We start from the raw sequence: 13662 nt of genomic DNA on the forward strand, positions 1-13662 counted from the left end.
CATGCGAGACCCCAAGAACACGCACGACACGGCCAGGAGCGGCCTCACGACCGACGACCTGGCACACCCCCGGACCGGAACGCCCCCCGAGGACAACGGCGTCGGCGAGCGCACCCCGCCCACCTTCCCCGGTGAGGCGACGGACCTGCCGGGGAACAGGGCCGGGGCCCCCGCGGAGCGCCGCGACCGCGCCGCCGAGCCGCGCGGCGCCGAAGAGAGGACCGGCCGCGCCTCCACGACGGAACCCATGACCGACCGGGAGCCCGCTGCGGACCGTGAGGGCCGGGAGCCCGAGGCGGACCGTGAGGACCGGGAGCCCGCTGCGGACCGTGAGGACCGGGAATCCGCGGCGGACCGTGAGGGCCGGGAGCCCGAGGCGGACCGTGAGCCCAGGGCCGAGCACGAGTCCGCGGCCCCCGCGGCGACGGAGGGGCGACCGGGGCCCGACCGCGGCACGCCCCTGATCGCCGGCGAGGACGCCGAAAGCTACCGGGACCGCTGGCAGCAGATACAGGCGAACTTCATCGACGACCCCCGGGACTCCGTCCGCGCCGCCGACTCCCTCGTCGCCGATGTGATCCAGACCCTCGCGGCGACCTTCGCCGACCACAAGCAGGACCTCGAGTCCCAGTGGAGCAGGGGCGAGGAGACGGAGACGGAGGACCTGCGCGTCGCACTGCAGCACTACCGACTCTTCTTCAACCAACTTCTCGACGCCTGACGCCACCACAGCCAACGACGAACGCGCACATCGGGCCCGCTCAGTACCTGGGCCCGATGTGCGCGTCCATGAGGGCGACGGAGGTGCGCCGGGCGACGGATATGTTGTACGGCCTGCCGTACCGGGTGCATTCCTTCCACTCGGCCCCGAGCCGGTCGAGCGTGTCCGTGTAGAGCCGGCGGATGTCGTCGGAGACGTTCGTGAACCAGTAGCGGGGATACTCGTAGCGCTTGCGCACTCCGCCGACGAGTCGGGTCGTCCAGTTGATGTTCCGGCACCCGTCGGAGTGAATCAGTCCGCGGACGAACTCCCACGGATGGGCGTCCACGATCTCCCGCTGCCACGACTGCAGGACGATCCGGCGTTCGTGCTTCCTGCCGGGCCCGTGCTGGGGGAAGAGGCACCACGGGTGGTGCGAGTACAACTTGACGGTGCGACAGCCCTGCCTGCGCACCCGGCAGACGGAATTGTCGGGGAGGACCGCCCGCATCGCGGTCTCGCACTCGTCCATGAGGCCGGGCCACTGCTCCGCGCACGTGATCATGAGGCTGGGCACACGGTGCCCCGAGTAGCGGATGATGTGCCCGTCGCCGAGGTACAGCCCGAGCAGATAGGCGTAGGCGGCTCCGTCGAGCTCCCGGCCGTCGCATCTCGGACACGGGGGCGCGTGCCTCCCGGGACACACACCGCGCTCCGCCCGGTCCCGGTGCCGCCAGTACGCCACGGTGCCGGCGGGCACGCCCAGCAGGCGACCCACGTCGGCGTTGCGGGCGCCACCGCTCAGCAGGGCCAGCGCCTTCAGTCGTACGTCCGTGCCATGGAGCTTCATATGACTACATTGCGCGACGGCTCGTCGCGGCGGGTGACAGAAAGCGGATGTTCACGAGAACGTGAACATCCGCTTGTGGTGCCGGGTGCGGGACTCGAACCCGCACGTCCTTTCGGACAGATGTGTTTGAGACATCAGCGTCTGCCACTTCCGCCAACCCGGCGATGCCGCTGGTGGGAGTGTACCGGGTGAAGGTAGGGGGCCTCAGCTAGGTAGGCTTTCCAGTGCAGCACCGGCCCCGCAACGAGGAGCTCCCGTGACCGCCCCCGAGTCGCCCCAGCCCGTCGCCGACGACGGCAACGCGTCGCACGTCCCGCCGCTGACGACCCGCGTCGTCATCGCAGAGGACGAGGCACTCATCCGCCTCGACCTGAAAGAGATGCTCGAGGAAGAGGGCTACACGGTCGTCGGCGAGGCCGGGGACGGGCAGCGAGCCGTCGAGCTCGCCCGGGAGCAGCGGCCGGATCTGGTGATCCTGGACGTGAAGATGCCGGTGCTCGACGGGATTTCCGCCGCCGAGAGGATCGCGGAGGAGTCGATCGCACCGGTCCTGATGCTGACGGCCTTCTCCCAGCGCGATCTCGTCGAGCGCGCGCGGGACGCGGGGGCGATGGCGTATCTGGTGAAGCCGTTCAGCAAGAGCGACGTGGTGCCGGCCATCGAGATGGCGGTGTCGCGGTTCGCGGAGCTGCGGGCGCTGGAGAAGGAGGTCGCGGATCTCGCCCAGCGGCTGGAGACGCGGAAGCTGGTGGACCGGGCGAAGAGCATTCTGCAGACGCAGTACGGGCTGACCGAGCCTGCGGCGTTCCGGTGGATCCAGAAGACGTCGATGGACCGGCGGCTGTCGATGCAGCAGGTCGCGGAGGCGGTCATCGAGGACGCCGAGGAGAAGAAGGCGGCCAAGGGGCGGTCGGAGCAGTAGCGGCGCACCGCCGGGCAGGGGCCCTCGGTCACAGCGGTGACCGAGGGCCCTGTGATGTCGAAGTGGAAGTCGTGAAGGTCGATTCCCATTCGCCCGCGCGGCGGGCCGCCGCGCACTACGGTGACGTGACCTGCCGGCGGGGACTGACCGGTGAGACGGGCGGTGCTGCAGAATGGTGCGTATCAGCCGGCGGGGGACCGTGATCCGGCCGCCTCGATGACCCGGCACCGACGGAGAGTTCCCTGGTCAGGGCCCTTTCGGGGAGCTGGGCGACACGGTGGCGAAGATCCCGTACAGGTGTGTCGGGGCGTTCTGGATCACGGCTGATACGTCCGGTCGCCGGTAAGGAGTGTTCTGTTTCCGGCGCATGACTCAGGTCACAGGGCGATCACACATCGTTCGGTCACCTATCCGTGCGCCCGAACGCGCGATTACATTCCCCGCACACCGCACCGTTTGGCGGTGTCCTGCGAGGAAAGGCCAACTTCCTCCGCAGACAAGATCGTTCGGGCGGCTCCAAGGGGTTCGTAGTGCTGAACAAGAACATCGTCAAGCTGGGCATACCGCTGGCAGTGGGCGCGCTCGCGCTCACCGGATGCGCCAACGATTCCGGCAGCAGCGGCGACACCGTCAAGATTGCCTTCCAGGGCCCGCTCTCCGGTGACAACGTCGCGCTCGGTCAGAACATGGAGCGTGGCATCCAGCTGGCTATCGAGCAGGCCAACGCCAAGGGCGACCTCGGCGTCAAGCTCGAGTACTTCCCGGTCGACGACCAGGGTCTGCCGGAGAAGGCCACGGCCGCTGCGCAGAAGGCGATCGACGACCCGGACGTCCTCGCGCTGGTGGGGCCGGCGTTCTCCGGCGCCACCAACTCGGCGGCTCCGCTGCTCGGTGACGCGGGTCTGACGGCCATCTCCCCGTCGGCCACCAACCCGGGCCTGACCGAGCAGGGCTTCAAGACCTTCCTGCGCGGCGTGCCCAACGACAACGCGCAGGGCGCCGGTATGGCGGACTACTACGCGAAGAAGCTGAAGGCCAAGAAGGTCTACCTGCTCGACGACAAGTCGGACTACGGCGTGGGCCTGGCGCAGGTCGCCAACGACAAGCTCACGGCTGCCGGTGTCGAGGTCGTCAAGAAGTCGGTTCCGGCGAAGACCCCGGACTACAGCGCCACGGCGAAGGACGTCGTCAACTCCAAGGCCGACGCGCTGATCTACGCGGGCTACTACCAGGACGCGGCGCCGTTCGCGAAGAAGCTGGCGGAGGCCGGTTACAAGGGTGCCGCGATCTCCGGTGACGGCACGAACGACATGAAGTTCGTCGAGCTGGCGGGTGACGCGTCGGAGAACTGGTTCCTCACCTGCCCGTGCACCGACGCCACGGTGGAGGCGAGCACCAAGCAGTTCACCGAGGACTACAAGAAGAAGTTCAACGTCGCCCCGGGCACCTACTCGGCGGAGGCGTACGACCTCACCAACTACGTCATCCAGGAAGTCAAGCGCCTCGGCGACAAGGCGGACCGTGCGAGCGTCTACGACGCGCTGGCGAAGGGTTCGTACAAGGGTCTGACGAAGGAGTTCTCCTTCGACGACAAGGGTGAGCTGAAGATCTCGAACATCTACCTGTACCAGGTCAAGGGCGGCAAGATCGCCTACCAGGGGTCCATCCAGGAGCTGGCCGGTAGCTGATTTCGGTCGCCGGGCCGCGTCCAGTCCCCCCAGGACGCGGCCCGGCGTCGTCCCTGCACACGTGGTGCGGGTCCCACAGCCGTGTGCCGATCGCACCGCAGACCCGCCCGCTCAGCTCCCACAAGGAAGTACGTTTGATGTCCCTTGTTGAATTCTGGGACTATCTGGTCCTAGGGGTGGTGCTCGGCTCCATCTACGCCGTCATCGCCATCGGTTACACACTCGTCTACGGCGTCCTCCAGCTGATCAACTTCGCGCACAGCGAGGTGTTCATGCTGGGCGCCTACGGCGGTCTCATCGCCCTGACCGTGGTCGCGCCGGGGAATGCTCCCTCGGGTCTCGCATCGGTCGGATACGTGGTACTCGGTCTCGCGGCCGGCGCCGCCTTCGGTGCTCTCACCGCGTACGGCCTGGAGAAAGTGGCCTATCGGCCGCTGCGCCGCAGAGGCTCTCCACGGCTCATCTTCCTGATCACCGCGATCGGTGCGTCGTTCTTCCTGTACAACCTCGCGGGCAAGCTCTTCGGCCGTGACCCGCTGCCGATGCCGGAGGCCTACGAGAACAAGAAGGTCCTTACGGTATTCGGCGCCGATCTCAACGTGACGCAGTTGCTGCTGCTCGCGTCCGCCGTGGTCATGATGGTCGGCCTCGACATGGTGGTGAACCGCACCAAGCTCGGTTCCGGTATCCGGGCGGTGTCCCAGGACGCCGAGGTCGCCGGCCTGATGGGTGTGGACATCGACAAGGTCGTCTCGCGCACCTTCGTCATCGGTGGTCTGCTCGGCGGCGCCGCGGGATTCCTGTACGGCACGTTCACGCAGGTCAAATTCGACATGGGCTTCATCCCCGGCATCACCGCGTTCGCCGCGGCGGTCGTCGGCGGTATCGGCAACATCCGCGGTGCCATGCTCGGCGGACTGATGCTGGGCATCGTGGAGACGCTTACGGTGCCGGCCTTCGGAGGCGAGTGGCGCCACGTCGGCGCGTTCGTCGTACTGATCGCCGTGCTGATGTTCCGTCCGACCGGCATTCTCGGTGAGCGTGTGGGGAGGACGGCATGAGCACGAGCACAACCGTGAAGTCGCCGTCCACGGCGGCGAAGCTGCGCAGGACCGCGTGGTACCAGCAGCCCCGGTACACGCGGCTGGGCGCGCTGATCGCGCTGGCCCTGGTGCTCACCCTGATGGTGGGCGAGCAGGGCAACACCCGTGACCTCTTCTACTCCGTGCGGACGAGTCTCACGGGGGTCAACCTGTGGATCTGCCTGGGCGGCGCACTGGTCATCTGGCTCGTGCGGGAGTTCGGCTCGCGGCAGGTGTCCGGTGCGGTCGGCGGTATCAAGTCCGTGCACAACCTGGGTCCGTGGAAGCGGGCGCAGGAGGCGTTCCGTACCCAGCCGAGGGTCAAGTGGACCGTGATGATCGCGCTGCTGCTCGCAGCGCTCTTCATCCCCGGCCAGCTGACCGGGTACTGGCAGACCGTGCTGATCGACCAGATCGCCACGTACGCGCTGCTGGCCATCGGCCTCAACGTGGTGATCGGCTGGGCCGGCCTGCTGGACCTGGGCTTCGTCGCCTTCTTCGCGGTCGGTGCCTACAGCGCGGCGTTCTGGACGGGCAGTCTCCCGGTGGAGCCGCCCATCGTGCTGAACAACTTCCTGATCATTCCGGTGGCCGTGGTCACCTGTCTGATCGCGGGTGTGCTGCTCGGGGCGCCGACACTGCGACTGCGCGGTGACTACCTGGCCATCGTGACGCTGGGCTTCCACGAGATCGTGTACCTGGTGGCGAAGAACGCCGAAGGGGTCACGGGTGGTCCCGCCGGTGCGCGCCAGGTGCCGAAGTTCTCCGCTTTCGGATACGAGTGGGGACTGGAGAAGATGCCGTACTGGTATCTCCTGGTCACCTTGATCGTCGTCCTGATCATCGTCTTCGCGCGGCTGGAGCACTCGCGGGTGGGCCGCGCCTGGACCGCGATCCGTGAGGACGAGGTCGCGGCTGCCGCGAACGGCGTCGACACGGTCCGCTTCAAGCTGATGGCCTTCGCCATCGGTGCGTCGACGTCCGGTGTCGCCGGTGTCGTCTACGCGAGCAAGGTCGGGTACTTCAACCCGGAGAACTTCATCATCCTCAACTCCATCCTGGTGCTGTCGTACGTCATCTTCGGCGGCATGGGATCGATCCCGGGCGTGCTGCTGGGTGCGGCGATCCTGGTGTGGCTGCCGGAGGTGCTCCGTGACTTCGTGGACCCGGCAGACCGGTACATGTATCTGGGCGCACTGCTGGTGGTCATGATGATCTACCGCCCGCAGGGTGTGTGGCCTTCCCGTCGACGGCAACGGGAGCTGAAACTGACGCAGGAAGGCATCGGCGACGCCGATGCGATGACGGAGCCGGCGGGAGGTGCGGTCCGATGACCACCGATGTGACAAAAGGCGTGGCCGCTGCGGCCGACGGCTCGGCGGCCGGTCAGGACAACGTCCTGGAGGCCTCCGGTGTGACGCTGAGATTCGGCGGTCTGACCTGCCTGAACAGCGTCGAGCTGGGGATGCGCCGGGGCGAGGTCCTCGCCGTGATCGGCCCCAACGGTGCCGGCAAGACGTCGCTGTTCAACTCGCTGACGGGCGTCTACAAGCCGCAGGAGGGACGGATCTCCTTCCGTCCCAAGGACGGTGGCGAGAAGCAGCTGCTCGGCAGCAAGCCGCACTTGGTGAACCGGTTGGGACTGGCGCGTACGTTCCAGAACATCCGGCTGTTCTCCGCGCTGACGGCGCTGGAGAACGTGAAGATCGCGGCGGAGACCCGGCAGCGGGTGGGCCCGGTCTCGATCATGCTCGGTCTCCCGAACGCCCGCCGGGCCGAGCGGGAGAGCGACGAGCGGGCCCACCGGCTGCTGAAGTTCGTCGGCCTGGAGGGCAAGCTCAACGAGATCGCGGGCAGCCTGTCCTACGGCGACCAGCGCAGCCTGGAGATCGCGAGGGCACTGGCCACCGATCCGCAGGTGCTGCTCCTCGACGAGCCGGCCGCGGGCACGAACCCGACGGAGAAGCTGGAGCTGGAGCAGCTGATCCGCCGTATCAACGCGGAACTGGGCGTCAGTGTGCTGCTGATCGAGCACGACATGCGCCTGGTGATGTCGGTGGCAGACCGGGTGATGGTCCTCAACTTCGGCAAGAAGATCGCCGAGGGGACACCGAGTGAGGTGCAGCAGCATCCGGCTGTGATCGAGGCCTATCTCGGTGCCGAAGCCGCGGCCGATGCGGAGCCGGTTCCAGCGGTGATCGCCGAGCAGCGGAGCCCGGTGGACGGGGACGAGACCACCTCCGCACCCGCGGGCGATGATGCGGAGGATCCCGGTCCGGAGGGCGGCTCCGACGCGGATGGCGCGTCCGGTTCGGACGAGACGCCGTCGTCGGACGACACGACGTCGGACGGTTCCGCGTCGGACGAGGAGAACGGCAAGTGACCACGACCGAACTCGAGAAGGACGCCGGCGGAGCCGGCGCCGTGACGGACACACTCCTCGAACTCAAGGGCGTCCGGGTCTTCTACGGCGCCATCGAGGCCATCAAGGGCATCGACCTGACCGTCCGCAAGGGTGAGATCGTCGCCCTGCTCGGCGGCAACGGCGCGGGGAAGACCACCACGCTGCGCACGATCTCGGGCATGCTCCGGCCGCGCCACGGCGAGGTCCTGCTGCACGACGAGCGCATCGACGGCATCAAGTCCCATGAACTGGTCCAGTTCGGTGTGGGACACGTGCCGGAGGGCCGCAGGGTCTTCGCACGGATGACCGTGCGGGAGAACCTGGAGATGGGCGCCTATCGGTTCAAGTCGGTCGACTCGGCCGAGATGGAACGGGTGTTCACCCTCTTCCCGCGGCTGGCGGAGCGGCGCTCGCAGCTCGCCGGGACCCTGTCGGGCGGTGAGCAGCAGATGCTCGCCATCGGACGGGCCCTGATGGGCAAGCCCGAGTTGCTGCTGCTCGACGAACCGTCGATGGGCCTGGCTCCACTGATCGTGCAGCAGATCTTCGACATCGTCGAGGAGATCAACAAGCAGGGCACGACGGTGCTGCTGGTGGAGCAGAACGCCACCCAGGCGCTCGCCCTGGCCAACCGCGGCTACGTCCTGGAGACGGGTGAGATCGCCATGTCGGGTCCCTCGGCGGACCTGCTGGCGGATTCCCGGATCCGTGAGGCGTACCTCGGTGAGGGCGCGGCCTGACCTTCCGCAGAGCCGCCGAGGGCCGGGGAGCGATCGCTCCCCGGCCCTCGGCGTCGTGCCGGGCAGGATGGTTCGGGGGTGTCGTCACCTCCGGCGTTCCGGGCGGCCGGCGCGAGTCCGGGGCCTGTGGCGCACCCCGCGGCGCCCCGGCGGGAATCCGGCGGTGCCGCACCCCGGGCGGCGGACCGTCCGCCCGGTGGGCCGGGCGAGCCGGACGGCCCGGACCCGGTCGGTCGAGGCGCCGCCGCCCGAACGGCGGTACGGGGCGGCGTGAACCGGTCCGCCGGGGGCAATGGGGCACGACGGCAGCGGTGTTGGGTCTGGTGCCGCTGGGGCGCACAGGGTGGAATGTGTCCGCGCTCACCGCGTGATCGTCACCCGTGATCGTCACCAACCCCGGCCCTGGAGGGCACGAATGGCGAGATCCACCCGAACAGGCGCGGCCCACAAGGCGCGTGCGCGCACGGCATCCCGATGGGGCACGGCCGCGCTGGCCGTGTCGCTGCTGTCGGCGCTGCCCGCACCGGCGGCCCGGGCGGACGACCCGGCGCTGAGCATCGTGGGCAACCGGACCCAGCCCGTGTTCTCCCGCGCCGACGCCGTCCATCAGCAGGTCGACATCGAGACCGAGGTGGACAGCGACGGCAACGGCCGGCGCGACACGGTACGGATGAGGATCCTGCGTCCCAAGGAGACCGACGCGGGGCTGAAGGTCGCCACCATCGTCGAGGCCAGCCCCTACTGGGCGGGCGGCAACGACGTCCGCAACCACGACGTCGACGTGGACGTGGACGGTCTGCCTCCGCGCGGCCGGCTCACCGGGGACGAGCGGGTCCCCGGGCTGGTGACCCCGTACGAGGAGCCGGGATCCGCCGGACTGTCCGCCTCGTCGGTGCCCTGGTCCGGTTACACGGACAACTACTTCCTCCCGCGCGGCTACGCGGTCGCGCAGGTCGACAGCCTCGGCACGGGCGGCTCGACCGGCTGCCCGACCTCGGGCGGCCGCAACGAGACGCTCGGCGCGAAGGCCGCCGTCGACTGGCTGAACGGCCGCGCCCGCGGCTGGGACCCCGACGGCCGGCCCGTGGGTGCCGCCTGGTCGACGGGCGACACGGCGATGATGGGCATCTCGTACAACGGCACCCTGCCGACGGCCGTCGCCACGACCGGGGTAGAGGGACTCAAGGCCATCGTGCCGATCTCGGGGATCTCGTCCTGGTACGACTACTACCGCGCGGGAGGCGGTGTGGTGGCGCCCGGCGGCTACCAGGGCGAGGACGCCGACGTCCTCGCGAAGTACGTGCACACCCGCGCCGACCGGGAGGTCTGCCGGCCCGTCATCGACCGGCTCACCGCCGAACAGGACCGGGTGACGGGGGACTTCACCCCCTTCTGGAAGGAGCGGGACTACCTCCGCGACGTCGGCAGGATCAAGGCGGGTGTCTTCCTCGTCCACGGAGGCAACGACTGGAACGTGAAGACGCGGCACTTCGGGCGGTTGTGGGAGGCGCTGAAGAGCCACGGCGTCCCGCGGAAGCTGTGGCTCCATCAGGCGGGCCACGTCAACCCGATGCCGCTGCGCATGGAGGAGTGGCTCGACCAGCTGCACCAGTGGTTCGACCACTGGCTGTACGGGCTGGACAACGGCGCACTCACCGCACCGGCCGTCGAGGTCGAGCAGTCGGACTTCAGCTGGCGGCGGCAGTCCGACTGGCCCGCGCGCGGCACCCGTGACGTCAGACTGTGGCTGACCGAGGGCGGGCTCTCGCCGTTGCCGGGCAGGCCGGTGCGGCAGCAGGCGACCGACCGGGGCCGCACCGTACCCGCCGAACAGCTGGTGACGGACCCCGGTGCGGCACGGCCCGACCGGCTCGCCTACACCACCCGCCCGCTGCCGGCCGATCTGAGGCTCAACGGCACTCCGGAGATGTCGGTACGCGCCTCGCTCGACGGTTCGTCGCCGTACGTGACCGCGCTGCTGGTCGACTACGGCACCGACACCCGGGCGACGGCCGGCACCGTCGCGGACACCACGCAGCAGGTCTGCTACGGCGAGGGCATCCCCGGGGACACCGGATGCGCCTACCGCACCCGCCACCGCACCGAGACCGCCGACTTCAAGATCGTCTCGCGAGGCTGGCTGGACATCCGCAACCGGGACTCCATCGAGCGGCAGAGCACGGTCGTCGAGGGCCGCGAGTACCGGCTGGAGTGGGCGATGCAGCCCCAGGACCACGTCTTCAAGAAGGGGCACCGGCTGGGAGTCGTGCTGATCTCGACCGACCACGACCACACCCTGCGCCACCCGGCCGGGACGGAACTCGCCGTCCGGGCCGGTATCAGCAGCGTCACCCTGCCGGTCGCGCCGTAGCACCGCGGGCGCGCGTCAGCCGTTCGCCCCCGGGACGTGATCCGCGTCCTGGGGGCGGACGTCCCTCAGCAGGCAGGTCAGCCGGGCCGTGCAGACCCGCTTGTCCTGCTCGTCGGTGATCACGATCTCGTAGGTGGCGGTGGAGCGGCCCCGGTGCACCGGCGTCGCCACGCCCGTGACCTGCCCGGAGCGCACACCCCGGTGGTGCGTGCAGTTGAGGTCCACACCGACGGCGATCCTCGAGCTGCCGCCGTGCAGCATCGACCCGACCGACCCGAGGGTCTCGGCCAGCACCGCGGACGCCCCGCCGTGCAGCAGCCCGTACGGCTGGGTGTTGCCCTCGACCGGCATCGTGCCGACGACGCGCTCCGCGGAGGCCTCGACGATGCGCACACCCATCCGGTTGCCGAGGGTCCCCGCCGAGAACAGCGCGGGCAGGTCGACACCGAGTGCGGCGTACTCGTCGATGACCTCCTGCGGGAACTTCACCGTCGTCTGCTCACCCATGGCCGGCTCCGATCGTCGTGCGTCTCTGGTGTCCTGGGGATCCGTCGCCTGAGCGGACGCTCAGTCGGTCGGTGATTGTTCCAGACGCACGATCACGGACTTGCTGGCGGGGGTGTTGCTGGTGTCCGCGGTGGCGTCCAGCGGCACCAGGACGTTGGTCTCCGGGTAGTACGCGGCGGCGCAGCCCCGGGCGGTCGGGTAGTGCACCACGCGGAAGCCGCGGGCCCGCCGCTCCACGCCGTCCGTCCACTCGCTGACGAGATCGGCGTACACGCCGTCCGCGAGGCCCAGCTCCGCCGCGTCCTCCGGGTGGACCAGGACGACGCGGCGGCCGCCCCTGACGCCGCGGTAGCGGTCGTCGAGCCCGTAGATCGTCGTGTTGTACTGGTCGTGGGAGCGCAGGGTCTGCAGCAGCAGCCGGCCCTCGGGAACCTCCGGGTACTCCACCGGCGCCGCCGTGAAGTTGGCCCGGCCCGTCGCCGTGGGGAAGCGGCGCTCGTCGCGCGGGGCGTGGGGCAGGGTGAACCCGCCGGGGCGGGCGATCCTCGCGTTGAAGTCCTCGAAGCCGGGCACCACCCGGGAGATCCGGTCCCGGATCGTGGCGTAGTCCTCCTCGAACTCCTCCCACGGCGTCCTCGACGCCGGGCCGAGCACCGCCCGGGCCAGCCGGGCCACGATCGCCGGCTCGGACAGCAGGTGCTCACTCGCCGGCGGCAGGTTGCCGCGGGACGCGTGCACCATGCCCATGGAGTCCTCGACCGTCACGAACTGGCGGCCGCTCCTCTGCTCGTCCCTGTCGGTCCGGCCGAGCGTGGGCAGGATCAGCGCCCGCGTCCCGGTCACCGCGTGCGAACGGTTGAGCTTCGTCGACACGTGCACGGTGAGTCGGGCGCGGCGCATCGCCGCCTCGGTGACGTCCGTGTCGGGGGAGGCGGCCACGAAGTTGCCGCCCATCGCGAAGAACACCTTCGCCTCCCCGTCCCGCAGCGCCCTGATGGCCCGGACCGTGTCCAGGCCGTGGTGCCGCGGCGGGGCGAAGTCGAACTCCTTCTCCAGGGCGTCCAGGAAGGCCTCCGAGGGGCGCTCGAAGATGCCCATCGTCCGGTCGCCCTGGACATTGGAATGCCCGCGCACCGGGCACACGCCGGCGCCGGGACGGCCGACGCAGCCGCGCAGCAGCAGCAGGTTGACGACCTCGCGGATGGTCGCGACGGAGTGCTTGTGCTGGGTCAGCCCCATCGCCCAGCAGACGATCGTCCGCTCCGAGGCGAGGACCATGTGCGCCGCGCGTTCGATGTCCGCGCGGTCGAGGCCGGTCGCGGCGAGCGTCTCGTCCCAGTCCGCGGCGCGCGCCGCGGCGGCGAACTCCTCGTAACCGTGCGTGTGCTCCCGTACGAATGCCTCGTCCACACCGCCCGGCGCCTGAAGGACCAGCTTGTTCAGGAGCCGGAAGAGGGCCTGGTCGCCGCCGATGCGGATCTGCAGGAAGAGATCGGTGAGCCGGACGCCCTTGATCATGCCCCGCGCCGTCTGCGGGTTCCTGAACCGCTCCAGCCCGGCCTCCGGCAGCGGGTTCACCGAAATGATCTTCGCTCCGGACCGCTTGGCCTCCTCCAGCGCGGACAGCATCCGCGGGTGGTTCGTCCCCGGGTTCTGCCCGGCGACGACGATCAGGTCGGCCCGGTGCAGATCCTCCAGGGAGACGCTGCCCTTGCCCACGCCCAGCGTCTCGGTCAGCGCCGAGCCCGAGGACTCGTGGCACATGTTGGAGCAGTCCGGCAGGTTGTTGGTGCCGAACTCGCGGGCGAAGAGCTGCAGCAGGAAGGCGGCCTCGTTGCTGGTGCGGCCCGAGGTGTAGAAGAGGGCCTCGTCGGGGGAGCCGAGCGCCGTGAGCTCCTCGGCGACGATCGCGAAGGCGCGCTCCCAGGTCACCGCCTCGTAGTGGTCGGAGCCCTCCGCCAGGTACACGGGCTGCGTGATACGGCCCTGCTGGCCCAGCCAGTACCCGCTGCGGGACGCCAGGCCGGACACCGGGTGGGCGGCGAAGAAGTCCGGCGTGACCCGGCGCAGCGTCGCCTCCTCGGCCACCGCCTTCGCGCCGTTCTCGCAGAACTCCGCCACATGACGGCGCTCGCCCTCGGGCCAGGCGCAGCCGGGGCAGTCGAAGCCGTCCTTCTGGTTCACCCTGAGGAGGGTCCGCGCGGTGCGCGCCGGCCCCATCTGCCGCTGCGCGACCCTGAGCGTGTGCCCGATCGCCGGGAGCCCGGCCGCGGAGTGCCGGGGCGCCTCGACCCGGGGTGCGTCCTGCACCGGGTCACCTTCGGGCGGCGTGGTGGCCATCGTGCTCCCTTTCGAGCGCGGACGAGAGGACGTGCTGAACATCGTCGATCCTGTCACG

At 69.6% G+C, this 13662-nt stretch carries 11 protein-coding genes and 1 tRNA gene; 8 read left to right on the forward strand and 4 right to left on the reverse strand.

Features of this window, described 5'->3' with window-relative positions; genetic code table 11:
- The first annotated feature begins 1 nt into the window (after position 1).
- Positions 2–721, forward strand: a complete 720-nt coding sequence (locus O7595_RS25875; RefSeq protein ID WP_269731010.1) for a hypothetical protein — start codon at positions 2–4, stop codon at positions 719–721.
- 40 nt (positions 722–761) lie between these two features.
- On the opposite strand, the gene O7595_RS25880 is transcribed toward O7595_RS25875, so the two are convergent.
- Positions 762–1550, reverse strand: a complete 789-nt coding sequence (locus tag O7595_RS25880) for a helix-turn-helix domain-containing protein (protein WP_269731011.1) — start codon at positions 1548–1550, stop codon at positions 762–764.
- A 76-nt stretch (positions 1551–1626) separates the two neighbouring features.
- Positions 1627–1713 (reverse strand) — tRNA-Leu (locus tag O7595_RS25885).
- A 93-nt stretch (positions 1714–1806) separates the two neighbouring features.
- Here O7595_RS25885 and O7595_RS25890 point away from each other — a divergent pair.
- From O7595_RS25890 to O7595_RS25920, 7 genes are all read left to right on the forward strand, one after another.
- Entirely contained in the window at positions 1807–2472 is a 666-nt protein-coding gene (locus O7595_RS25890) for an ANTAR domain-containing response regulator (RefSeq protein WP_269731012.1), read from the forward strand.
- A gap of 530 nt (positions 2473–3002) precedes the next feature.
- On the forward strand, positions 3003–4160 hold the full coding sequence (locus O7595_RS25895) for a branched-chain amino acid ABC transporter substrate-binding protein (protein WP_269731013.1): 1158 nt from the start codon (positions 3003–3005) through the stop codon (positions 4158–4160).
- Between the two features lie 137 nt (positions 4161–4297).
- Positions 4298–5221, forward strand: a complete 924-nt coding sequence (locus O7595_RS25900) for a branched-chain amino acid ABC transporter permease (RefSeq protein WP_138055919.1) — start codon at positions 4298–4300, stop codon at positions 5219–5221.
- On the forward strand, positions 5218–6576 hold the full coding sequence (locus O7595_RS25905; RefSeq protein ID WP_026165234.1) for a branched-chain amino acid ABC transporter permease: 1359 nt from the start codon (positions 5218–5220) through the stop codon (positions 6574–6576). Before O7595_RS25900 ends, O7595_RS25905 begins: the two co-directional genes overlap by 4 nt.
- The gene (locus O7595_RS25910; protein ID WP_269731014.1) at positions 6573–7625 is read left to right on the forward strand and encodes an ABC transporter ATP-binding protein; all 1053 of its coding nucleotides are present in this window, start codon (positions 6573–6575) and stop codon (positions 7623–7625) included. The genes O7595_RS25905 and O7595_RS25910 overlap by 4 nt, the downstream gene beginning before the upstream one ends.
- A complete protein-coding gene (locus O7595_RS25915; protein ID WP_269731015.1) occupies positions 7622–8386 on the forward strand; it encodes an ABC transporter ATP-binding protein in 765 nt (254 codons plus the stop codon). Before O7595_RS25910 ends, O7595_RS25915 begins: the two co-directional genes overlap by 4 nt.
- Positions 8387–8801: 415 nt before the next feature.
- Positions 8802–10757, forward strand: coding sequence for a Xaa-Pro dipeptidyl-peptidase (locus O7595_RS25920; protein ID WP_269731016.1), 1956 nt, complete (start codon positions 8802–8804; stop codon positions 10755–10757).
- A gap of 15 nt (positions 10758–10772) precedes the next feature.
- On the opposite strand, the gene O7595_RS25925 is transcribed toward O7595_RS25920, so the two are convergent.
- Together O7595_RS25925 and O7595_RS25930 are read right to left on the reverse strand one after the other, a co-directional pair.
- Positions 10773–11264 carry a PaaI family thioesterase gene (locus O7595_RS25925; RefSeq protein WP_269731017.1) on the reverse strand — a complete coding sequence of 164 codons (492 nt, stop codon included), beginning with the start codon at positions 11262–11264 and terminating at the stop codon, positions 10773–10775.
- Positions 11265–11324: 60 nt separating this feature from the next.
- On the reverse strand, positions 11325–13604 hold the full coding sequence (locus tag O7595_RS25930) for an FdhF/YdeP family oxidoreductase (protein WP_269731018.1): 2280 nt from the start codon (positions 13602–13604) through the stop codon (positions 11325–11327).
- Positions 13605–13662: the final 58 nt, after the last annotated feature.

Source organism: Streptomyces sp. WMMC940, from assembly GCF_027460265.1.
Taxonomy (GTDB): domain Bacteria; phylum Actinomycetota; class Actinomycetes; order Streptomycetales; family Streptomycetaceae; genus Streptomyces.